Source organism: Sphingomonas brevis, assembly GCF_023516505.1.
Taxonomy (GTDB): domain Bacteria; phylum Pseudomonadota; class Alphaproteobacteria; order Sphingomonadales; family Sphingomonadaceae; genus Sphingomicrobium; species Sphingomicrobium breve.
On the sequence record NZ_JAMGBB010000001.1, the window covers coordinates 1,432,453 to 1,455,125 of the forward strand.

Here is a 22,673-nt window from a genome sequence, read left to right on the forward strand (position 1 = left end):
CCCGGCGCAATGAACGCCGCCTTCGGGCCTTATGAGATGACCCGCGAGTCCTCAGGCACTGCCTGGCAGCCGGACTCCTCGGACCACGGCGGCATTCATGTCATGAGCGGCGACTGGATGTTGATGGGCCACGCCCGGCTCAACCTGGTTTATGATCATCAGTCCGATGACCGCGGGGATGACAAGCTATTTGCATCCGGAATGCTGATGGGCATGGCCCGCCGCGAGATCGGCAACGGCACGCTTCAGTTCCGGGCCATGTTCAGCCCCGACCCGATCATGGGCAAGAAAGGCTATCCGTTGCTGCTGGCCAGCGGCGAAACCGCCGACGGGTCGACCCGCCTGATCGACCGCCAGCACCCGCACGACTTTTTCATGGAGCTTTCGGCCAGCCTATCCCAGAACATCGGCGCGAAGAGCAGCGTCTTCGTCTATGGCGGCCTGCCCGGCGAGCCGGCGTTTGGCCCACCGGCCTTCATGCACCGCGAGGCGATCCTGGATTCGCCGGAGGCCCCGATCAGCCATCATTGGCTGGATTCGACCCATATCAGCTTCGGCGTGCTGACTGCCGGCCTGATCGTCGATCGGTTCAAGGTCGAGGTTAGCCGGTTCAACGGGCGCGAGCCCGACCAGCATCGCTGGAACTTCGAAACCGGGCCGCTGGATTCCACGGCCGTTCGCGTTTCATGGAACCCGGCTGCCAGTCTGGCCGTGCAGGGCAGCTGGGGTCATTTTGAGGATAGCGAGCAGTTGGAGCCGGGCGTCGACCAGAAACGCTGGTCGGCCAGTGCACTCTATGCGCGCGAAGTCGCGCCTGGCTGGAAGTTGGCCGGGACTTTGGCCTGGGGCCGCAAGACCATCGAGCACCACAAGGACGATGCCTATGTCGCCGAAGCATCGCTGAAGCATGGCCCGTGGACCGTCTTCGGCCGTGGCGAAGTCACCGAGAACCGCGAGCTGGTCGATGCCGAGGAACATGGCCCGGCCTTTTCGGTTGGCAAGGTCTCACTTGGTGCGATCCACGATTTCAAGTTGGGTGACCAGGTTGCGCTTGGCCTTGGCGGTCTGCTGGCGCTCAATTTCGTCCCCGACGATCTCAAGCCGCTTTACGGCAGCAGCAACCCGGTCGGTGCGATGGGCTTCGTCAGGCTGAAGGTCGAGTAGGGGCTGGTGGAGCTGAGGGGAATCGAACCCCTGACCTCTGCAGTGCGATTGCAGCGCTCTCCCATCTGAGCTACAGCCCCGCACCCTACGGTGGAGCGCCCCAATAGCCGCGCTTTCCACCTCTGGCAACGCCCCCTCCCCCTCCTTTTTCGCTCCGGCGCTCGACCCTTTCGCTTCGGCGTCAACGCCGCCGCCCTGCCGGAACGGCACTCCTCAAAGTTCGTTGCTTCAATGAACTGGAAAAGCGGGCGGACTTGTCTGAATAAGGCGGAATTTCCATGGCTTACGATCGTTATGACACGCGCCGCGGATGGCGCGAACCACGTTCACGCTGGCCCGGCGATTCTGGCGAAAGCCGCGGCTTCGGCCGCGACTACGATGATCGGGAACGAGGCTTCTTCGATCGCGCAGGTGATGAGGTTGCCAGCTGGTTCGGTGATGAGGATGCCGAACGGCGCCGCCGTGAGGATATGAAGCGGCTCGGCGACGATGATTTCTCGCGCTACGACCGTCAGGCGCGGTTCCGGGATGAAGGCTATCGCCGGCCCTATACCGGCCGCTTCTTCGGCCGCCGCGGATCCGGAGACGAGCAGGATCGCGGCATCGGCGCCGATCGCGGCTGGTCCTCGGACCGGTGGACCCCGGAACGGAGCCGCGACTGGAGCGGCACCGCGGGCCTACATGACCCGCACTACAGCGAGTGGCGCCAACGCCAACTCGATGAGATCGACCGCGACTATGACGACTATCGCCGCGAGAATCAGAGCCGCTTCGAAAGCGATTTCGGCAATTGGCGGGCCAATCGCCAGGGCAAGCGCCAGCTACTTGGCCAAATCCGCGACCATATGAGCGTAGTTGGTTCCGACCAGGAGCACGTCGGAACGGTCGATTGTGTCCGCGGCGACCACATCGTTCTCACCAAAGGCGACAGCGAGGATGGCCGCCATCACATGCTTGGCTGCTCGTCGATCGACCGGGTCGAAGGCGACCAGGTGATCCTCGACCGGCCTGCGTCCGAGGTAAAGCAGCGGATCGAGAACGACGGCCGCGATCGCGGTCTCTTCCGTGACGAAGACGCCCGCGACATCGGTCCGCACATGCTCAACCGCAGTTTTTCCGGCACCTACTAGCGCCTGCGCCAGGATTAGCCCCCCGGCAGGCACATGGGAGGCCCGGCGCCACAAGCGCCGGGCCTTTCGTTTGGAGCGCGACCGGCCTAATCGGTTTTGAAACGCGACCCGAGGAGAAGCGAAATGGCCCGAGCCTGGCACTTGATGCGCCGTCCCAATGGCATGCCGGTTATCGAGGATTTCGCACTAAAGGATTATGCCCTGCCTGCCCTCGGCGAGGGCATGGCGCGGGTCAGGAACCGCTGGCTGTCTGTCGACCCTTACATGCGCGGCCGGATGAATGATGTGAAAAGCTATGTTCCTCCCTTCAGCCTCGACGCCCCGATGTCGGGCGGCGCGGTCGGCGAGGTAATCGAGAGCAACGACCCCAGCCTGGCACCCGGCGACATGGTTCTGCATATGAGCGGATGGCGCGACGAAACCATTGAGCCCGCTTCGAATTTCAACAAGCTGCCGCCAATCCCCGGGGTCGAGCCGCAGGCCTTCCTTGGCAATCTGGGGCTGACTGGCGGAACCGCCTACTTCGGCCTGCTCGATGCCGCCTCGGCCAAGGAAGGCGACATTGTGTTCGTTTCGGCCGCTGCCGGCGCGGTTGGATCGGCCGTGGTGCAAATCGCCAAGGCCAAGGGAATGACCGTAATCGGATCGGCCGGAGGCGCCGACAAATGCGACTTCGTCCAATCATTGGGCGCGGACGCAGTGATCGACTACAAGGCCGGCTCTCTGGTCAAGCAGCTGGCCGGGGCGGCCCCGGACGGGATCGACGTCTATTTCGACAATGTCGGCGGCGATCATCTCGACGCGGCATTGGCGCTGGCCCGCAAGGACGCGCGCTTTGCCATTTGCGGAATGATCGATATCTATAATGAGGCACAGCCGACCTCACTTAGGTACATCGCGCGGATCATTGCCATGCGTATCCGCCTTAAGGGCTTCATTTACACCGATTACATGGGCCAGCTCGGCGACTTCTACCGCGACATGGGCGGCTGGTTGGCGAGCGGCCAGGTCAAGTCGCGCGACACTGTGGTCGAAGGGCTGGATCAGACGCTCGACGCGTTCCTTGGACTGTTCAAGGGCGCCAACACCGGCAAGATGCTTGTCCGGCTATAGAGTATTCACGCTGACCTCGGACTGCTTGTACCGTCGACGCTAGCCAACCCTCGCCAGCACTTCGGCGCCGGATACGTCCTTTCGGCCTGCCCGTTGCGGCAGCAGCAAGATCAAGGCGATAATAATTCCCAGGAGGATCAGCGACGCGATCGGCCTACTGACATCAAGTCCGCCCTTGTCGATCGGCTTGTCAAAGAAATCGCCGACGGTTGCTCCAAGTGGGCGGGTCAGGATGAAGGACGCCCAGAACAGGAAGACCCGGCTGATGCGGGTCCAATAATATAGTGCCGCCAGAATCAGCAGCGCGGCCCCGAACGCAATCGCCCCGCCCGCGTAGCCCAGCCCGGCGTCGGCAGCCCAATCGCCGAGCGCCGTCCCCAAGGTTTGCGAGAAGGTGATCGTGATCCAGTAAAATATTTCCTGGCGTGGGCTGACAACGGTGTTGACCGAGACGCTGCCGAGCGAACGATACCAGACGTAAAGAGTGCCCAGCACGCAAGCCAGCAGCAGCAATGAGCCTCCGGGGTATCCGATCCCGAGCGAACGATCGGCAAAGTCGGCAAGTGTCGTGCCCGCGGTGGTCGAAGCGATGATCGTCGCCCAGTACAGCCACGGGTTGAAACTCCTGGCCCGAATTTGCGCCCCGACCAGTACAACCAACAGCACGCCAAAAATGGCCGTTCCGACAAGATATCCGTTGAGCTCCGATTGGCCGGCATTCGCAGTGGTTTCGCCGAGCCAGCTCATCGAAACGCTATCGCCGCCGGTTTCACCCAGCGTGGTCGCCAATATCTTGATGATCCAGAAGCCTAGTGTGACGGCAGGAACCTTGGTCAGCGCGTCCCTTGATTCGTGAGTCACGTCGGCCTCCAATTGCGGGTACAGGGATGCATATGGCTCCGCCGAACGTTAACGTCCGATTTCCACCGGAATGAGCCGTGCTGGCGCGCGTCTAGGTCGCGTATTTACAGGTCGCCGGATTGCCGCTGCCAAGGCCGTTGCGCAGCGCTTCCATCCGCTGTGCCGAGGTGCCGTGGGTGAAATTGTCGGGTGAAACCTGGCCCTTGGTCAGCATGTCGTCGCCGATCGCTTCGGCCGCGCGCATCCCTTCCTCGATATCGCCCTGCTCGAGTGCGCCGGAACGGTTGGCCCACACGCCGGCGTAGCAGTCGGCCTGAAGCTCGACGCCAACCTGGATCGCATTACCCTCGGCCTTGCCGATCCGCGCCTGGGCAGCCTGCGCCTTGTCGAGCGTTCCTTCCAGGTCCTGGATATGATGGCCGACTTCATGGGCGATAACATAGGCCTGGGCGAAATCGCCGGGCGCGCCGAACCGCCGCGACAGTTCGTTGAAAAAGGCCGGATCGATATAAATCTGCTTGTCGGTCGGACAGTAGAAGGGACCCATCGCCGCCTGCGCCGCGCCGCAGCCCGACTGATTATAGTCGGTGTATGCAACCAGCCGCGTCGGCGTATATTTTGCCCCGGCCTGGGTGAAGATCTGCCCCCAAACCTGCTCGGTCGAGCCAAGCACCTGGCGCATGAACTTGCCGGTGTTGGGATCAAGCTTCGACGGTCCGCTTTCGCTCGACCCGCCGCCGAGCATCCCCCCGCCACCGCCCAATTGCGTCAGGGCGCAATAGCCGAGCACCAGGATCAGCACGCCGACGATGCCGAAGCGCGATGCGACCAAGGGCAGGATCATGCCAAGTCCGCCGCCCAAGTTCATGCCACCGCCGCCGGATTGGCCGGTTCGATCTTCGAAATTGTCGCTTTCCGGTGAATCGCCAAAGCGCATGCCAGCTCTCCTGCCTTGCCGTTTCAATGCGCCACCGTCGTTACGGTTGCAATTGTAGCCGAACCCGTCATTGCGAGGAGCCGTAGGCGACGCCGCAATCCATGGATTGCTTCGCTGCGCTCGCAATGACGGAGTAACCATGAAGCTTCAGGGGAAAACCGCTCTGGTCACCGGGTCGACCAGCGGCATCGGCCTCGCCATCGCCAGGGCATTTGCCTTCGAAGGCGCGAGCGTGATGATCAACGGATTTGGCGACGCGGACGAGATTGAGGAGATCCGCCGCGAATTGGAGGCCTCGTCAGGCGCACAGGCACTTTACGACGGTGCAGACCTTGGCGATGCAGAGGCGATCGAAGCAATGATCCGCCGCTGTGGTCACGAGCTGACCGCGCCCGATATCCTGGTCAACAATGCCGGCATCCAGTTCGTCTCTCCGGTCGAAAGCTTTCCGGCCGAGAAGTGGGAGGCAATCCTGCGCATCAACCTCACCGCCGTATTCCACACCAGCAGGCTCACCCTGCCCGCAATGCGCCAGCGCGGCTGGGGCCGGATCATCAATACCGCCTCCGCGCACAGCCTCATCGCCTCGCCCAACAAATCGGCCTATGTCGCCGCCAAGCACGGCGTCGCTGGCTTCACCAAGTCGGTCGCGCTCGAAACCGCGCGCGACGGAGTGACCGTCAACTGCATTTCGCCCGGCTATGTCTGGACTCCGCTGGTCGAGAACCAGATTCCGGACACGATGAAGGCAAGGAACCTGACCCGCGAAGAGGTAATGCAGGATGTTCTGCTCGCGGCCCAGCCGACCAAGCGGTTCGTCACGGTCGACGAGGTCGCCAGCTTGGCGCTTTACCTAACCAGCGACGGCGCGGCCTCGATCACCGGCGCCAACTTGTCGATGGACGGAGGCTGGACCGCCGCCTAGGCTCGTCCGCGATGCGGATTCTCCTGGCGCTTGCCGCGCTAACCCTCGCCGCCTGCTCGACCGTTCCGGGAAGCGCCCCGGTACGATCCTCGACCGACTGGCGGCAGGTCGCGACTTCGGCCGACCGCACACGGCTGCGCGATTGGCGTGCGGCATTTGCCAAGGCGCTGTCCCAGGCCAAGGCCGCGGGCCATGGCGGGGAGGTTGCAAGCGAAGGCAAGCTGCTTGAACCCGACGCGGCGATCGGACAGGTGCCGATCCCCAACGGCCGCTATAAATGCAGGGTGATCAAGGTCGGCGCCAAGTCGCCGGGCCTGCTCGATTATGTTTCCTACCCCGCCTTTACCTGCCGCGTCAGCCAGGAGAAGGAGCTTCAGGGCTTCAACAAGCTGACCGGATCGCAGCGGCCGAGCGGAATCATCTTTCCGGGAGACTCCCTCCGCCAGGTGTTCCTCGGCACGCTGGTTCTCGGCGACGAACGGCTGGCGATGCAATATGGCCGCGATCCCGATCGCGACCTTGCCGGCTGGGTCGAACGAATTGATGGCAACCGGTGGCGGATGATCCTGCCCTACCCCCATTTTGAATCGACCCTCGATGTGATCGAGCTGGTCCCGGAGCAATGACATGAAGCGTAGTGTGCTGGCCTATCTCGCAGCTTCGATCCTGGCCACGCCCGCGTCCGCCGCAACGCTGGATGAAGCGATCCACAGCGACCTGCCGCAGCTGATGGATCTCTATCGCGACATGCACGCCAATCCCGAACTGTCGATGCAGGAAGTGCAGACCCCCGCCAAGCTCGCGCCGATGATGCGCAAGCTTGGCTTCGAGGTAACCGAACATGTCGGCAAGACGGCGCTGGTTGCAGTCATGCGCAACGGGCCCGGGCCGGTGCTGATGCTGCGCGCCGACATGGACGCGCTTCCGGTCAAGGAACAGACCGGCCTGCCCTTCGCATCGAACGCAATCGGCAAGCTGCCCGACGGGAGCCCGACGCCGGTCATGCATGCCTGCGGCCACGACACGCACATCGCTGCCTGGTACGGGATCGCCCGCCGGCTAGCGGCAATGAAGGACCAATGGTCGGGAACCCTGATCATGAACCTTCAGTCGGGCGAGGAGACCGGCGAAGGCGCCAGGGCAATGCTGGAGGATGGGCTTTACACCCGCTTTCCCAAGCCCAACACGGTCCTCGCCTTCCATGATTCGGCGATCCTCCCGGCAGGAACGATCGGCCTTACCCCGGGCTATACGACCGCCAGCGTCGACAATGTCGATGTGCTGGTTCGGGGCGTCGGCGGCCACGGTGCAAGCCCGCAATCGACCAAGGATCCAATTGTCCTGGCCTCGCGGATCGTGGTCGCGCTTCAAACCCTGGTCAGCCGGGAGAAAAACCCGCTCGACCCCGCGGTCCTGACGGTCGGCAGCTTCCAGGCCGGCAACAAGCATAATGTCATTCCGGACGAGGCGAAGCTGCAGATTACCGTGCGCACCTACAAGCCCGAGGTGCGCAAGCTGTTGCTCGACGGAATCGCGCGGATCGCCCGCGGCGAAGCGATTTCGGCGGGCCTTCCCGACGACCGGATGCCGGTGGTCACCATTCGCGAAGGCCAGCATACGCCGGCGACGTTCAACACGGAGAAGCTTGCCAATCACACGCTGGCCCTGTTCGGGCAGCATTTCGGGGCGGACAGGACAACGGTGCTTCAGCCGTTCATGGTCGGCGAGGATGTCGGCCGCTACTGGCTCAACGACCCGGCCATCGAAGGAACATTGTTCTGGGTCGGCGGCGTGCCCAAAGCAAAGTGGGATGCAGCCGGGGGCGACACTACAAAGCTGCCGTCCTTGCACAGCCCGCTTTGGGCTCCGGACGCTGAAACTGTCATCTCCACCGCGACCGAGGCGATGACCGTGGCGGCGCTGGACGTATTGAAAAAGGGCTGAGTCAACCGGGGGCAGCCTCAATTGCGCTGCTTGGCAATCGGCGTAATAGGGTGAAGCCAAACGCTGAATATAAGGGGGCGGGGCATGGATTTCAGTTGCCGGTCAACGGACGGAATCCTGGTCGCGGCCGTTCACGGCCGGGTCGATGAGTCGACCTGGGAGGCGTTTGCGGACCAGATGAGCGGGGCGATCGACCAGGCGGCCGGGGAAAAATTGTCGGAACTGATGCTCGACCTGTCGAACCTTGCCTATATGTCGTCGCGCGGCCTTCGAGTGCTGACCATCGCCAAGCGCCGGGCCGACACTGCGGGCCTAACCATCACCCTGGCGGCCCCGAACGAGGTCATGCGCGAGATCCTGGCAATCAGTCGCTACGACAAGCTGTTTCACATCAGCGATTCCGTGGACACCGGCCAATGACCCGGGGAGCCTGACCGAAATGCTCGTCCGCTTTTGGGGGACCCGAGGGTCGCTACCTGTAGCGGCCAAGGCCGATGCGATCCGGACCAAGATTGCCAAGGCGCTAGTCGCCGCCAACGGCCATTCGATTGCCAACCTCCAGCAGGCCGACGACTTTATCGACCGCGAACTCGATTTCGCGGCCGGCGCGACCTACGGCGGCGCCACCGCCTGCGTCGAGATCGAAAGCGGCGACAGCTTTTTCATTTGCGACATGGGCAGCGGCCTGCGCGAATTCGGGTTGAGCACCATTAAGCGGTGCGCCGATGGTCACGCGCGCATCTACAATTTCTTCCAGTCGCATCTGCACTGGGACCATATAATGGGCTTCCCCTTTTTCGTTCCTTCCTTCGACCCCGCGGCGGTCATCCGGATCCATTCGGCCCACCCCGACGCGGAAGACGCGCTCCGACGCCAGCAGGAAGAGATCAGCTTCCCCGTCCCGTTCGATTGGCTGCGGGCAAGCATCGAGTTCGTCACCATGACGCCCGGTGAGCCGATCGAGGTCGACGGGCTGAAGGTGGTGGCGGAGAAGCAGCAGCACTCGCATGACAGCTACGGCTATCGCTTTACCGATGGCAGCGGGCGAACGATCGTGTTCAGCACCGACAGCGAACATAAGGTCGACGATATGAAGGATGAGGCGGCCTTCATTGAGTTTTTCCGCGATGCCGACCTCGTCATCTGCGACACCATGTATTCGCTCGCCGACAGCGTCTCGATGAAGGAGGATTGGGGACATTCAAGCAACATTGTCGCGATCGACCTGTGTCACGAGGCGGGCGCCAGGCGGCTGGCCCTGTTCCATCACGAGCCGACCTATGACGACGAGGCTATCCAGCGAATGCACCAGGAAAGCATCCGTTACGAAGAGCTGACGCGCGAAGGCAGCGCGCTTGAGGTGCTATGCGCATATGACGGACTCGAAATCCGCCTCTAACAGGAAATGGCCTCAGCGCCGCGTCTTGATGACGTGGCTGCTCATGACCCTGATTGCCGTTTTAGCCACCCTTGCCGTCGGCGATCGAATGCGACGGGGAATCTTCGACAGTTGGCAGTCGGCACGCCCGCGAGATCTTTCGGCGACCGACGTGCGTGTCGTCATGATCGATGACCGCAGCATCGAGATGGTCGGCCCCTGGCAATGGCCGCGCTATTATATGGCCCGGCTGACCGAGGAACTGGCCAACCGGAAGGCAAAGGTCATCGCCTTCGACATCCTGTTTCCGGAGCGCGACCGGGTGCGGCCCGACATCTTCGTGTCGCTTTACCCCGAGCTTAGTCCGGCGGCCGTCGCTGAAGTCAGGTCGCTGGAGCCGATGGACAGGCTGTTCGGTGAAGTGATTGGCGCCTCACCGGTTGTGCTCGCCCATGCCGGCGTTGCCGAAGCGCCGGCCGATCAACCGGCGCTGTTCGATGCCCCGGTCACGGGCAAAATGCCTCCCGCGGTCGAGCGCTGGCCGGCCGAGCTCGCCGCCATTCCGGAGCTGGATGACGTCGCCCAGGGGCATGGCCTGATCAACGGCAAGCCGGATGTCGACGGTGTGGTGCGGAGCCTTCCGCTGGTGATGCTGGTCGGCGGCAAGCCGAGGCCGGGCTTTGCCGCGGAGATCGCGCGGAACGCGCTGGGCGCGGAATCGATCGCCGTGGCTCCCTCTGCGGTCCGCATCGGCGGCCAGGCCGTTCCAGTCGACCGGCACGGGCGGATGCGGTTCCACTTCGGCAATTTCCCGTCGGACAAGATCATTTCCGCGGCCGAGGTGCTGGGAAATTCGAAGCGGCTCAAGGCGGACGAATTTGCCGGCAAGACGGTGCTGGTCGGCCTGTCGGCCGAAGGCACGTCCGACATAGCCGCCACACCTTTGTCCGCCGAGGAATATGGACCGCTGATCCAGGCCCAGGCGGTCGATGCCATCATGACTGGTGGCTGGCTGAACCGGCCCGCCTGGGTCGAGGGGCTGGAATGGGCACTGGGCGCGCTTCTGGCCTTGTTCGCGCTCGGATGCGCCGCCCTCGGCAGGACCGGACGAATCCTCCTGGCGCTAGCGTTCGTGGCCCTGCCAATCGCCAGCTGGCTGGCGTTCGCCAATGCCGCCCTGCTGTTCGATCCGGCCCGGCCCATGCTGGTCGGAGCGGGCGCGATTGCCGGCGTCGCCATGGGATTGTTCGCCGTGGCGCGCGTCGAGCGGGAAAGGCTGCGCGAGGCCCTGGTGCAGGAACGGGTAATGGCGGCGGAAGCCGACGGAGAGCTGCAAGCGGCACGCGCAATCCAGCTGGGGATGGTCCCGCCCCGGGCGCGCCTCAAGAACCTCGATCCGCGTATTGATCTCGATGCGTTATTGGAGCCGGCCAAATCGATTGGCGGCGATTATTATGATGCGATGAAGATCGGCGAGGACCAGATCGGATTTGCCGTCGCCGACGTCACCGGCAAGGGTGTCCCGGCGGCCCTGTTCATGGCCATGTCGAAGGCCCTGACCAGCGCCGCACTGTCGCGGATGGAGGCCGATCCGGCGACCATGGCCGCCGCCATCAACCTCGAGCTCCTCAAGGACAACAGCGAGGCGATGGGAGTTGCCATCCTGCTCGGCATACTTGACCTCAAATCCGGAGAGGCAAGGATGGTCTGCGCGGGACATGAAGACCCGCTGCGGGTGTCGGCCGAAGGCAAGGCCGAGCGGATTGCGCTCGACGGCGGCCCGCCGCTTTGCGTCGCGGACTATGACTATCCGTTGGAGACAGTGACGCTGCAGAAGGGTGAAATCCTGCTGTTGGTCACCGACGGCGTAACCGAGGCCCAAAATGCCGAAGGCGGCTTGTTCGGCCGCGACCGCATCTCGCGCGAGGGCGTGTTACGGGGCCAGTCGGCCACGGCCATCGTGGATTCAATCCGCGACCGCGTGCGGAGCTTTGAAGAGGGCGAGGAAGCGACCGACGACCTCACCGTCATGGCGCTGCGCTACGTCGGCTAGCGGACGATCACCTCGACCCGGCGATTGGCGGCGTTGCTGTAATTGTCGACCGTCGGCTCCTTGAGCTCCCGTTCGCCGCGACCGACCGCTGACATCAGTGACCGGTCGAATCCCTGGCTGGCCAACCAGTTGAGAACTTCCTCCGCGCGCTGCTGCGAAAGCCGGTCATTGTCCGTTTCGCTTCCGACCGTATCGGTATGGCCCGTCACCTCGACCTGCGGGCCGGTACGCGATGCAATCTCGGTGCGCAGCGCAACCAGCACCGATTGCGACTCCGGCGTCGGCGTCACCGTGCCCTGGTCGAAATAGAGGGTAAAGCTCTTCGCCGGAGGCGGAAGGCTGGTCAGCAATGCCGCTTCCTGCGCCTTCAGCCCTTTGTCACCGAGCGGCCGGGAGGTTGCATTGGGGTCACCAAGCTTGGTGCGGCTGTTACCCTCGGCGATGACCGCTTCGGTCGGCTTGCCGCCTGCCTCCAGCACGGCAACCTGGCCCTGATGGCCCTCGTCGTCGGGCAGCAGCACCAACGAAGAGCTGGCACATCCGCCAAGCAGCAATGCCGCCGCCGCGGGGCGCACCCACATCATTGCGGTACCTCGACGATGAACTTGGTGCCGCGGACACCCAGCAGCGTGTTAGGCGTTCGGACCGTCATTGCGTCACGGCCCGATTTCGCGATCTTGCCGGAAACGACCGCCAGCGAGCCGCGGTCGACCTGTGTCACGAACTTGCCCTGTTGACGGGTCCGGTCATAGGTAAATTCACTGACCGAAACCCGGCTGTTGGGGCCGACCGCAAAGCGGGTATTGTCGATGAAACTGAGGCTCATCCGCCCGTCCTTGCCGGTTACCAGACGGTCGCCGGGATTTAGCTGCAGGCCGGGCGCTGCCGGGAGATTGGTGGCGCCCCGCTCGACGGTCGCGGCCCCGGTACTGCTTTTGATCCGGGCGATCTCGGCAAAGGCCGGCGATGTCATTAGCGACGCTAACGCGAAAACTGCCAAAGTATGACGACGCATGCTGGCCTCCCCTCGTTTCAAGCCTCGTGTCATAACCGTTTCGATGTCGTCACGCGAATCGCCAACAGACTGGCAGCGGATCGAAGTTGCTGGCCCCACTGCCCTTGGCGATGCGGTCGCATCGGCGCGCCGCTATGCTTTGGATAAGGAGCTTGGCCCAAGCGATTGCGCTCGCCTCTGCATCATCGTTGAAGAGCTGCTCACCAACTTGCTCGAACATGGCGGACTCACCCATCCTCAGATCGCAGTTGAGTTCGATCGTTTCGATGGCGCAATCAGGTTAATCATTGAGGACAATGGGTCGCCTTTCGACCCGCGAAGCGCGATTCCCGACAATGCGATCCCCGATCGCGGGGGCAACGCCGGGCTCCGCCTTGTCCAAAGCTGGTCCGAGATTATGAGCTATGAAAGCAGCGGCGGCCAAAACCGCCTGGAGTTGCTGCTGGAGCTAGGCGGAAGCTAAGCCCCCTACTCCGCCGCCCACAGCTTGGATTTTTCGACGATCGTCAATTCGCGCAGCAGGCCGTCGACGCTGCCGGTCAGATCGTCGAGAAAAGTAATCTGGTGGCGAGCACCGCGGTAGCTTTCGACCAACAGGATCGCGTCGAGCAAAATCGGCACGACCAGGCTCTCCGGGTCATCCATCTCGGCAATGCCCTGCAGCTTTTCGAGCGCCTTCAGCCGCGCGCCTTCCGGATCGGACATGGCCGCCGTGCGGCCAATCAACCAGCCCATTGTTCGATTCTCCGCTTGAGCCTCCAAAGTAGCTCAGATGCGGGTGCCGACCAGTTCCGATGGCCGTGCCGGCGCGTCGGCTCGGCGCATCGCGGGTCAGGCACTGGCCTTGCCCAGCAGGTCGAGCTGGGCCGACGTGAGTTCGAGCGCCAGTGCGGCCACCAGTTCCTCCACCTGGGAGAGGCTCGTGGCGCTGGCGATCGGAGCGGCGATGGACGGCTGGGCCTTGAGCCAGGCCAGCGCAACGCTTGCCGGCGCGGCGCCGGTTTCGCCAGCGACCTGGTCGAGGGCGGCCAGCACTTTTAGCCCGCCGCCTTCGATATATTGGGCGCTACGCCCGCCGCGCACGCTTTTGCCGAGGTCCTCCCCGGATCGATATTTGCCGGTGAGGAACCCACTGGCGAGGCTGTAGTAGGGGAAGACGGCCAATCCGGCTCGTTCTGCCGCGCCGCGCAATTCTCCCTCGAACCGCTCGCGCTCGACCAGATTGTACCAGGGCTGGAGAGCGCTTGGAGCGGTCAGGCCATTGTCCCTTGCCGCCTGCATTGCCTGATCCACCCGCCCGGCGGAGAAATTCGATAGGCCGATCGCGCGGATCTTGCCCTGCAGCGCCAGCGCATCGAACTCGCCGAGGCTGTCGGCCAGCGGCACGGTCTCGTCATCCTTATGCTGGTAATAGAGGTCGATCGCGTCGATCCCGAGCCGCTTGAGCGATGCCTCACAGGCGGGAGCGATGGAGTCGGGCGCGAGCCCGGCCATGAAACCCACCTTGGTTGCGATCACGACCTTTTCGCGCTTGCCGGGGTCGCGCTTCAGCCACCGGCCGATCAGCGCCTCGCTCTCTCCACCCTGATGGCCCGGCACCCAGGCCGAATAGACATCGGCGGTGTCGATCATAATCCCGCCGGCATCGACGAACGCGTCGAGCACGGCGAAGCTGGCCGCTTCGTCGGCGGTCCAGCCGAACACATTGCCGCCAAGCGCGATCGGCGTCACCGAGATCCCGCTGTTGCCGATCGGCCGTCTATCCATTGGCATCATTCTCCGACCATTCGGCGGCTTCGCGGACGCGCTGGGTATGCGAAAGGCTGGTCACAAGCACTGCATCGGCGGTAGCGATGATCACAAGATCATCGACGCCGATCGCCACGACCTTGGGCCCGTCACTGCGGATCAGGTTGGCATGGCTGTCGATGACCAGCGCATCGCCGACGACGACATTGCCGCCGTCTCCCTTGGGCGAGGCATCGAACACCGCATCCCAGCTGCCGACGTCGGACCAGCCCATCGACACCGGCACGACGGCGACCCGATCGCTATGCTCCATCACCGCATAGTCGATCGACTTGGCAGGCGAGCGGGCGAACGCCTGCTCGTCGACCCGGATAACGGGGCTTTCACAGTCGCCTCGCTCCAGCGCTTCTCGCGCTGCTTCAAGGATGGCCGGGGCATGGCGGCGCAGTTCTTCGCGCCAGGTTCCGGCCAGGGCGAGGAAAATACCGGCGTTCCAATAATGGCCGCCTTGCCTCAGCATGGCCGCGGCCTTTTCCTCATCCGGCTTTTCGATAAAGCGCGCGACCGGGCGAACGCCATCACCCTTGCCGGCGGCGATATAGCCGAACCCAGTCGCTGGGTGGCTGGGCTCGATTCCGAAGGTAACGATTTTGCCGGCCTCGGCTGCCGGGCGGGCGAGCGCGATGGCGCGGTGGAACGCCTCAATGTCGCCGATGTGATGATCGCTGGGGCAGACCAGCAACAGCTCATCCTCTTCCGCCAACGACGCAGCCAGGGCGATCGCCGCGGCGCTGTCGCGCTTCAGCGGTTCTAGGATGATCCGGCTGCCGGGACCGACGATCGCTCGCAAATCCGCTTCTTGCGCGCGATTGGCGACAACGATCGGCGGCGCGAACCGGTCGCCGAAGCGGCGAAGCGTCTGCTCGAACAAGCTGTCCGCTCCGAACAGCGGGAGCAAATGCTTGGGCCGAGCCGCGGTCGACAGCGGCCACAGTCGGGATCCCGCGCCACCGGCCAATATGGCCGGGCGGATCGGCCGATCGCTGATTGAATCGCTCATAGCGGTCACAATGCGCGGGATGAGGGCCCGGTGCCAGTGCCAATGACGAGCTTCGCAATTGGCAAGACATTCACTATATATTTGTAAAGTTTTGCGACACCCCGCACATGTCGGCGAATTTTACAGTGAGGTGTCGAGAGCTGGGGCTTTTATGGAAGCGCTAGTCGCCTTTTGGACGCATGCGCTCGCTGCGGCGCTGTTCGGTTCCCTCACGCTGTGGGAATTGCGGCGCGGCCTGGCCGAGAGCGAACAGCGGATGTTGCTGCTCGCCTTCGCCTTGACCAGCGTTTGGGCGTGGATCACCGCGGTCGCGCCGACGACCATGCTCGCGGCCTATTCGGAAACAGCTCGCAACCTGGTGTGGGTCGGCGTGCTTTATCGGCTTGCCGGGATCGACAGCAGCGAGGAACAGCTGGGCGTTCGGCCTGTCTATGCGGCAGTCGCGGCCGTACTTGGCCTGCAGCTGGTGGTCGATGCGCTCCCCCTTGTAATCGACACCGAAACCCTGACCCGCGGCCATGCGCTGATCGTCACCGCGATCATCCTCCGCCTCACGGCTGCGGCGGGTTCGCTAGTCCTGGTTCATAATCTTTACGGCCAGGCCGCCCCTTCCAGCCGGCCGGGGATTCGCCTCGCCATGATCGCGATCGCGGCGATGTGGGCCTACGACCTCAACCTCTACACCATCGCCTATTTCGACCCGGCGTCGGCACAAGGGCTGTTCGATTTCCGCGGCCTGGCCTTGGCGCTTGTCGCGCCCTTGTTCGCGATCGGCAGCACCAGGGACGAGCGGTGGCGGATCCGGCTCTCTCGCGCGGCGACCTTCCAGAGCCTCTCCCTAATCGCGATCACGGCCTATGTCGCGGTGATGGCGGTACTAGTGACCGCGCTCCGCGGCTCGGGCTTCGACTGGACCCGGGCCGTGCTGGTTTCGTTGCTCGCCGGCATGACGGTGGCCGCGATCATCCTCGTGCCGTCGAACCGTGCGAGGGGTTGGGCCAAAGTCAAAATCGCGAAGCATCTGTTCGAGCATCGCTACGATTATCGCACAGAGTGGCTGCGCTTCACCGAAACGATCGGCGCCAGCGGACCCAAGGCGGCCCCGCTTGGCCAGCGGGTAATCAAGGCGTTCGCGGACATTCTCGACGCGCCGGGCGGCCTGCTGATGGTCGCCGACGAAAATGGATCGATTGAGCCGGCGGCCGCCTGGAACTGGTCGGGCAGCGCCAATCCAGGCGCTGCAATCCCTACGCCGGAGGCGCTCGGTTTCTGGCTTTCGGTTGGCGCCGAGGGACGGATCATCGACTTCGACGCTCTTAGCGGCGGTTGGGCCGACGCCCGCGACCGCGATCTCGATATTCCCGCCCCGCTGCTGGGCGAGGAACAGGCCTGGACTGGCGTCCCGTTGATCCATGAGGACCGGCTGGTCGGCCTCGTCCTGCTGGCCGCGCCGGATTATCGCCGCCCGCTCGATTGGGAGGATTTCGACCTGTTGCGCGCCGCGGGCCGGCAGGCGGCGTCGTCGTTGGCTGAGGCACATGGACAGCAGGCGTTGATGAACGCCCAGCGATTCGAGGATTTCAATCGGCGCTTCGCCTTCATCATTCATGACGTGAAGAATCTTGTCAGCCAGCTCTCGCTGCTTTCCCGCAATGCCGAGCGGCACTCCGATAACGCCGATTTCCGCGCCGACATGGTGGCAACGCTCAAGGGCTCGGTCGGCAAGATGAACGACCTTTTGGCACGGCTCGCGCCCACACCCGACCAGCGCCCCGCCCGCCCCGAGCCGACGCCGCTCCGGCCATTGGTCGCATCGGCCATTGCCGCCAATCGCCGCGATCATGAGGTGATGATGCTCGGCGACGGCAACATGTGGGTGATGGCCGATCCCCTGATGCTCGAACAGGCTATCGGGCACCTTGTCCGCAACGCGGTCGATGCCAGCACGCCCGGCCACCCGGTCTCGGTCCGAATGGGCGACGACGGCGACATGGTGCTCGTCACTGTCGCCGACTCTGGGACCGGCATGGACGCCGAATTCGTCCGCACCCGCCTGTTCCAGCCCTTCGCATCGACGAAACAGGGGGGCTTCGGCGTTGGCGCATTCGAAGCAAAGAGCCTGGTGTCGGCAATGGGCGGCCGGCTTACCGTCGAGAGTAAACCCGGCGAAGGCAGCAGCTTCACCATCGCACTTCCCGCCACAACTCCGGCGGCTGAACCGAAACGGAAACTGGCATGAGCGAGACTCCCATCAATTCGGGCGAACTACCCGTCCTGTTGATCGTCGAGGATGACGAAGGCCTGCAGCGGCAGCTCAAATGGGCCTATGAGGGGTATCGCATCGTTAGCGCCGGCGATCGCGCGACGGCGATCGAGCTGGTTCGCCTGCACGAGCCGGCCGTGGTGACGCTTGACCTTGGCCTGCCGCCCGACCCCGACGGCACGGCTGAGGGGTTTGCGACGCTGACCGAGATCCTCGCCCTCAAGCCCGACACTAAGATCATCGTCGCTTCGGGACATGGTGCGCGCGAGAGCGCGCTCAAGGCGATCGCGCTCGGTGCCTACGATTTCTATCGCAAGCCGGTCGACATCGACGAACTGGGCCTGATCGTCAGTCGCGCTTTCCATGTCTACGAGATCGAAGCCGAGAATCGCCGGCTGGAATCCGCCAACGGCGAAGCCACCGCGCTCGGCGCGATGCTCACCGGCAGCCCTGAAATGGTCAAGGTCGTCCGCACCGTCGAGCGGGTCGCTTCGGCCGACGTATCGGTGATGCTGCTTGGCGCCAGCGGCACCGGCAAGGAATTGCTGGCCCGCGCGGTCCATGAAAAATCGGCCCGCGCCAAGGGCGAGTTCGTGGCCATCAACTGTGCCGCAATCCCCGAAAACCTGCTCGAGGCCGAGCTGTTCGGCTATGAGCGCGGCGCTTTCACCGGTGCGGTCAAGACTACGCCCGGAAAGATCGAGATGGCGCAGGGCGGCACCCTGTTCCTCGACGAGGTCGGTGACATTCCGCTGCCGCTCCAGGTCAAGCTTCTGCGGTTCCTGCAGGAACGGGTGATCGAGCGGATCGGCGGACGAACAGCGATCGCCGTCGATACAAGGATCGTTTGCGCCACTCACCAGGACCTCGACGCGATGATCTCCGAAGGGCGTTTCCGCGAGGACCTCTACTACCGGCTGGCTGAAATCGTGGTGAAGATCCCAAGCCTGGCCGAACGGGCGGGTGATGCGATGCTGCTCGCGCGCCATTTCGTCGCTCGCTTTGCCCGCGAGATGAACCCCAAGGTCCATGGCCTCGCCCCGGACGCCGCGGATGCGATCGATGCCTATCCATGGCCAGGGAACGTCCGTGAGCTGGAGAACCGCATGAAGCGGGCGGTGATCATGGCCGACGGCAAATGGGTGGCCGCTGCCGACCTTGATTTGCCCGGCGGCGGTGACGGCGCAGCGGACAGTTTGCCGATCAATCTCCGAGCTGCCCGTGAAGTGGCCGACCGCCGCGCCATTCGGCAGGCGCTGTCGCGCACCGAAAACAACATCAGCGGGGCGGCCAAACTACTCGGGATCAGCCGTCCGACACTCTACGATCTGATGAAACAGTATCAGCTGGGCAATTAGGATCAGTTTACGCGGCCTTTACCTACTGGCGGTAATACCCCTCGTTCTCGGGGGAAAAATGGCACGTAACGTCTTCGACAAGGATGGGACCTCGTACAAGGTGGCCTCAAGCCACCTGATCACGACGTGCGCCACTCTCGCAGCCATATTATTGTTCGTCATCATCGGGGCCAATGTGGTCCCCAGCGCCATCGGATCGAAGGTGACTTCCACCAACGCGCTGGTCGCGGCCTTCCTGCTCAACATTGCGATCGTCCTGTTTGGCTATCGCCGCAGCCGCGACCTGTCGGAAACGCTGGCAACGTTGAAGCAGGCCGAGGCGGACGCCTTTGCCAACGCCTATACCGATCACACTACCGGCCTCCCCAACCGGCGTGCGCTGTTGGGCGAGATAGAGGGTGCTTTCGCCGCGCCGGAGCGCGAGGGAGCGCTGCTGCTGATCGACGTCGACAACTTCAAACGGGTCAACGATCTTTACGGCCATGTCGCCGGCGACCAACTGCTCCGGATGGTGGGAGAAGAGCTGGTCCGGACCCTGCCTTCCTCGGCATTCGTCGCTCGTCTTGGCGGCGATGAATTTGCAGCCCTTATTCGCGACGAAAAGGATGCGGAAAGCTCGGCGCGCAACGCCGTCCGTGCCTTCGGCCAGCCAATGGGAGTCGGCGAGACCAAGGCGCAAATTTCGATCTCCGCCGGAATCGTGCCGCTTCGGTCCGAAGCCGCGCCGGTCGATGCGCTTCGCCGGGCGGACGTCGCCATGTATTCGGTCAAGCAATCCGGCCGCAACAATTTCGCCTGGTTCGACTGCCAGATGGAGCAGCAGCTTCAGGCGCGCGTCGACATGGAAGACGAAATTCGGGCCGCGCTCGAAGCTGACGAGTTCGTTCCTTTCTTCCAGCCGCTGATCAGCCTCGACACCGGTGAACTCAACGGATTCGAAGTGCTGGCAAGGTGGAACTCTCCCCGGCGCGGGCTGATCGAGCCGACCGATTTCATCGGTATTGCCGAGCAGTCTGGCCAGATCGGACCGCTGTCGATGCGGGTCATGGAAAAAGCCTTCGTCCAGGCGCGCGACTGGCCGGCTCATCTGAAGCTGGCCGTAAACGTCTCTCCCGTCCAGTTTCGAGATCCCCAGCTGGCAGAGCGGATCATCCTGATCCTGACGGAGACCGGCTTCCCGGCGCGGCGACTGGAGGTGGAGATCACCGAAGGCTCCCTGCTCGAAGATCGCGCCCAAGCGCTGACCATCCTCGAAAGCCTTCGCAACCACGGCATCGCCATCGCGCTTGACGATTTCGGCACCGGCTACGCATCGCTGAGTCAGCTCCACGCCCTGCCGTTCGACCGAATCAAGATCGACCGCAGCTTCATCAATTCGCTCGGCGAGAGCGAGCAGGCCGCGGCGATCGTCCAGACCATCGCCTCGCTCGGCAAGACGTTGAGCGTCCCAATCACTGCCGAGGGCGTTGAAAGCGACCATATCCGCCAACAGATGGCGGCGTTGGGTTGTACCGACGCCCAGGGCTTCCATTTCGGCCGCGCGGTATCGGCACATGTCGCCAGCATGCACTTCGATGCGCCCAAGATCGCGCCGTCGGCCAAATTCGAGAGCAAGCGCACTCCTTTATCGGAACCGCTAAATCTTCCCGACGAGGACGATGGGTCGGCGCGCAAGCCCGCCGCCGGACAGAAGTGGTGATCGCCTGACTGCCGTTCGTGAATTGACGAACGGACCTTGCTTTTCGACCAGCGTGCTTGCCGACTGCCCCTCCCGCTTTATCGTCCGCTCCCAATTCGAAAAGACGGGAGTGGGCCATGGATCGCCGAGAATTTCTTTCACTGAGCAGCGTCGCCTTGCTGCCGATGGTGCCGGTTAGTGCGGCTTCCGCCCAAACCGGAGGAGCGCCGGGCGATGCGCCGCTCAACGAAGCGTTCGACAAGATCTTCAACGAGCAGGTGCGCGCTTTCCCGACCTTTGCCACCAGCCTTGGCCTCGACAAGGGTGCCAATGCGGACCTGAAGTCGAAGCTCGATACCCGCAACTACCAGGCCGCGCGGGCCGAGGACCTGGCCCGCAACCGCAAATTCATTGCGATGGTCGAGGCTGTCCCGCCGGCGTCGCTGTCACCGGCCGGCCAGCTCAACCGCGAGATCGTGCTCTACGACCTGGGCACCAACCTCACGGCGCCGGCAAAGTACGACCTGGACTCGGTCCAGTCGCCTTACCTGATCAGCCAGCAGGACGGGGCCTATTTCTCGACCCCCGACTTCCTCAACAGCGCCCATACCATCGACAATGCCGCCGACGCCGAGGCCTATCTGTCGCGCCTCGCCCAGTTCGCGACGCAGCTCGACAATGAAACCGCCGAGCAGCAGCGACAGGCAGCCCGCGGATATGTCGCGCCCGGCTGGTCGCTCGATCTCGCGCTCGGCCAAATGCGCGAACAGCGCTCGCCGGCCGCCGACAAGAGCCCAATGGTCGAATCGATTGTCACCCGCACCGCGTCGATCCCGGGCAACTGGGGCGCCCGGGCGACAGCGATCGTCGAAAAGGAAGTTTATCCGGCGCTCGACCGGCAGATCGCCGCGGTCGAGGAATTGCGCAAGTCCACGCCCGCGGGCGACGGGGCCTGGCGCATCCCCCAAGGTGAGGCGATCTATGCCGACGCGCTGGCCCAGGCGACGACCACCAAATTTACGCCTGACGAGGTCCACCAGCTCGGCCTCGCCCAGGTTGCCGAGATCACCGCCCAGCTGGACACGCTCCTGAAAGCCGCCGGCTTCACCCAGGGCACGGTCGGCGAGCGGCTGGCGGCGCTCAACAAGAATCCGGCTCAGCTTTATCCCGATACCGATGAGGGCAGGGTGGCGCTGATCGCCAGCCTGAACGCGGGCGTCAAGGATATGGCGACGCGGCTGCCCCGCGCCTTCGCCACCCTGCCCTCCCAGCCGCTCGAAATCCGCCGCGTGCCGCCGGAGATCCAGAACGGCGCGTCGAACGGCTATTACCGGCGCGCCTCGCTCGACGGTTCACGCCCGGCGATCTACTTCATCAATTTGAAGACCACCGGCGACTGGCCGAAATATTCGCTGCCGGCACTCACCTATCACGAAGGCACGCCGGGCCATCACCTGCAGATCAGCCTGGCCCAGACCAGCGCCGATCTGCCGATGCTGCGCAAGATCAGCTTCTACTCCGCCTATGGCGAAGGCTGGGCGCTTTACGCCGAGCAGTTGGCCGATGAACTGGGAGCCTATCACGACATCGAACGCGCCGGTTATCTCCAGTCATACCTGTTTCGCGCCACCCGCCTCGTGGTCGATACCGGCATGAACTCAAAGCGTTGGAGCCGCGAAAAGGCGATCGATTATATGGTCGCCACCACCGGCTTCGCCCGCCCCCGTGTCCAGCGCGAAATCGAGCGTTACTGCGCTTCGATCGGGCAGGCGTGCAGCTACAAGATCGGCCACATCGCCTGGACTCGCGCCCGCGCCCGGGCACAGCAAATCCTCGGTGACAAGTTCGACCTGAAGCAGTTCCACGAAGTGCTGAAGGACGGGGCCATGCCACTCACCATTCTCGAACGGCGGATCGTCGAGCGGGCGGAGGCAGCCAAGCGGGCCTAGGCCTGGCTTGCCTATGTCTTGAGTTGGAGCAGCCAGGCGGATCGGCGGGCCGACCCGCGTTCCAACTCATGCCATTAATGGTAATAGCCGGCTGCG

The 22,673-nt window shown here is 63.7% G+C and carries 21 protein-coding genes and 1 tRNA gene; 14 read left to right on the forward strand and 8 right to left on the reverse strand.

Going from position 1 to position 22,673, the window contains the following annotated elements:
* The first annotated feature begins 9 nt into the window (after positions 1-9).
* Complete coding sequence (locus LZ518_RS07360) at positions 10-1,164, forward strand: hypothetical protein (RefSeq protein WP_249915355.1); 1,155 nt, start codon at positions 10-12, stop codon at positions 1,162-1,164.
* 4 nt (positions 1,165-1,168) lie between these two features.
* On the opposite strand, the gene LZ518_RS07365 is transcribed toward LZ518_RS07360, so the two are convergent.
* Positions 1,169-1,244 (reverse strand) — tRNA-Ala (locus LZ518_RS07365).
* A gap of 198 nt (positions 1,245-1,442) precedes the next feature.
* Here LZ518_RS07365 and LZ518_RS07370 point away from each other — a divergent pair.
* Together LZ518_RS07370 and LZ518_RS07375 are read left to right on the forward strand one after the other, a co-directional pair.
* The gene (locus tag LZ518_RS07370; protein WP_249915356.1) at positions 1,443-2,294 is read left to right on the forward strand and encodes a DUF2171 domain-containing protein; all 852 of its coding nucleotides are present in this window, start codon (positions 1,443-1,445) and stop codon (positions 2,292-2,294) included.
* A gap of 123 nt (positions 2,295-2,417) precedes the next feature.
* Positions 2,418-3,407: an NADP-dependent oxidoreductase gene (locus LZ518_RS07375; protein WP_249915357.1), complete on the forward strand. Its 990-nt coding sequence runs from the start codon at positions 2,418-2,420 to the stop codon at positions 3,405-3,407.
* A 39-nt stretch (positions 3,408-3,446) separates the two neighbouring features.
* Here the strand turns inward: LZ518_RS07375 and LZ518_RS07380 are convergent, their stop codons facing one another.
* Positions 3,447-4,268: a COG4705 family protein gene (locus tag LZ518_RS07380; RefSeq protein ID WP_249915358.1), complete on the reverse strand. Its 822-nt coding sequence runs from the start codon at positions 4,266-4,268 to the stop codon at positions 3,447-3,449.
* Between the two features lie 91 nt (positions 4,269-4,359).
* Positions 4,360-5,205, reverse strand: a complete 846-nt coding sequence (gene ypfJ / locus LZ518_RS07385) for a KPN_02809 family neutral zinc metallopeptidase (protein WP_249915359.1) — start codon at positions 5,203-5,205, stop codon at positions 4,360-4,362.
* Positions 5,206-5,344: 139 nt separating this feature from the next.
* Between ypfJ and LZ518_RS07390 the strand changes: the two genes are divergently transcribed.
* The 6 genes from LZ518_RS07390 (at position 5,345) to LZ518_RS07415 (ending at position 11,505) form a co-directional block, all read left to right on the forward strand.
* Positions 5,345-6,130 carry a 3-hydroxybutyrate dehydrogenase gene (locus LZ518_RS07390; protein ID WP_249915360.1) on the forward strand — a complete coding sequence of 262 codons (786 nt, stop codon included), beginning with the start codon at positions 5,345-5,347 and terminating at the stop codon, positions 6,128-6,130.
* A gap of 11 nt (positions 6,131-6,141) precedes the next feature.
* Positions 6,142-6,756, forward strand: a complete 615-nt coding sequence (locus LZ518_RS07395; RefSeq protein WP_249915361.1) for a DUF4893 domain-containing protein — start codon at positions 6,142-6,144, stop codon at positions 6,754-6,756.
* Between the two features lies 1 nt (position 6,757).
* The gene (locus LZ518_RS07400) at positions 6,758-8,074 is read left to right on the forward strand and encodes an amidohydrolase (RefSeq protein WP_249915362.1); all 1,317 of its coding nucleotides are present in this window, start codon (positions 6,758-6,760) and stop codon (positions 8,072-8,074) included.
* A gap of 84 nt (positions 8,075-8,158) precedes the next feature.
* Positions 8,159-8,494: an STAS domain-containing protein gene (locus tag LZ518_RS07405; protein ID WP_249915363.1), complete on the forward strand. Its 336-nt coding sequence runs from the start codon at positions 8,159-8,161 to the stop codon at positions 8,492-8,494.
* A gap of 19 nt (positions 8,495-8,513) precedes the next feature.
* The gene (locus LZ518_RS07410; protein WP_249915364.1) at positions 8,514-9,473 is read left to right on the forward strand and encodes an MBL fold metallo-hydrolase; all 960 of its coding nucleotides are present in this window, start codon (positions 8,514-8,516) and stop codon (positions 9,471-9,473) included.
* Positions 9,474-9,516: 43 nt separating this feature from the next.
* On the forward strand, positions 9,517-11,505 hold the full coding sequence (locus LZ518_RS07415) for a CHASE2 domain-containing protein (RefSeq protein ID WP_283938171.1): 1,989 nt from the start codon (positions 9,517-9,519) through the stop codon (positions 11,503-11,505).
* Here the strand turns inward: LZ518_RS07415 and LZ518_RS07420 are convergent.
* Together LZ518_RS07420 and LZ518_RS07425 are read right to left on the reverse strand one after the other, a co-directional pair.
* A complete protein-coding gene (locus LZ518_RS07420; RefSeq protein ID WP_249915366.1) occupies positions 11,502-12,089 on the reverse strand; it encodes an OmpA family protein in 588 nt (195 codons plus the stop codon). The genes LZ518_RS07415 and LZ518_RS07420 overlap by 4 nt on opposite strands.
* Complete coding sequence (locus LZ518_RS07425; RefSeq protein ID WP_249915367.1) at positions 12,086-12,478, reverse strand: FecR family protein; 393 nt, start codon at positions 12,476-12,478, stop codon at positions 12,086-12,088. Before LZ518_RS07425 ends, LZ518_RS07420 begins: the two co-directional genes overlap by 4 nt.
* Before the next feature lie 85 nt (positions 12,479-12,563).
* On the opposite strand from LZ518_RS07425, the gene LZ518_RS07430 reads away from it, so the two are divergent.
* Positions 12,564-12,983 (forward strand): ATP-binding protein, encoded by a 420-nt coding sequence (locus tag LZ518_RS07430; RefSeq protein WP_249915368.1) that lies wholly within the window; start codon positions 12,564-12,566, stop codon positions 12,981-12,983.
* 5 nt (positions 12,984-12,988) lie between these two features.
* Here LZ518_RS07430 and LZ518_RS07435 read toward each other — a convergent pair whose 3' ends face one another.
* The 3 genes from LZ518_RS07435 to LZ518_RS07445 all read right to left on the reverse strand — a co-directional run bounded on the left by LZ518_RS07435 (position 12,989) and on the right by LZ518_RS07445 (position 15,329).
* Positions 12,989-13,255 carry a hypothetical protein gene (locus LZ518_RS07435; RefSeq protein WP_249915369.1) on the reverse strand — a complete coding sequence of 89 codons (267 nt, stop codon included), beginning with the start codon at positions 13,253-13,255 and terminating at the stop codon, positions 12,989-12,991.
* A gap of 96 nt (positions 13,256-13,351) precedes the next feature.
* Entirely contained in the window at positions 13,352-14,287 is a 936-nt protein-coding gene (locus LZ518_RS07440; RefSeq protein WP_249915370.1) for an aldo/keto reductase, read from the reverse strand.
* Positions 14,280-15,329 (reverse strand): mannose-1-phosphate guanylyltransferase, encoded by a 1,050-nt coding sequence (locus LZ518_RS07445; RefSeq protein ID WP_249915371.1) that lies wholly within the window; start codon positions 15,327-15,329, stop codon positions 14,280-14,282. Before LZ518_RS07445 ends, LZ518_RS07440 begins: the two co-directional genes overlap by 8 nt.
* 151 nt (positions 15,330-15,480) lie before the next feature.
* Here LZ518_RS07445 and prsK point away from each other — a divergent pair, with 151 nt between their 5' ends.
* The 4 genes from prsK to LZ518_RS07465 all read left to right on the forward strand — a co-directional run bounded on the left by prsK (position 15,481) and on the right by LZ518_RS07465 (position 22,577).
* Positions 15,481-17,568: an XrtA/PEP-CTERM system histidine kinase PrsK gene (gene prsK / locus LZ518_RS07450; protein WP_249915372.1), complete on the forward strand. Its 2,088-nt coding sequence runs from the start codon at positions 15,481-15,483 to the stop codon at positions 17,566-17,568.
* The gene (gene prsR / locus LZ518_RS07455; protein ID WP_249915373.1) at positions 17,565-18,950 is read left to right on the forward strand and encodes a PEP-CTERM-box response regulator transcription factor; all 1,386 of its coding nucleotides are present in this window, start codon (positions 17,565-17,567) and stop codon (positions 18,948-18,950) included. The genes prsK and prsR overlap by 4 nt, the downstream gene beginning before the upstream one ends.
* Positions 18,951-19,008: 58 nt before the next feature.
* Entirely contained in the window at positions 19,009-20,649 is a 1,641-nt protein-coding gene (locus tag LZ518_RS07460) for a putative bifunctional diguanylate cyclase/phosphodiesterase (RefSeq protein ID WP_249915374.1), read from the forward strand.
* Positions 20,650-20,765: 116 nt separating this feature from the next.
* Complete coding sequence (locus LZ518_RS07465; RefSeq protein ID WP_249915375.1) at positions 20,766-22,577, forward strand: DUF885 domain-containing protein; 1,812 nt, start codon at positions 20,766-20,768, stop codon at positions 22,575-22,577.
* Positions 22,578-22,673: the final 96 nt, after the last annotated feature.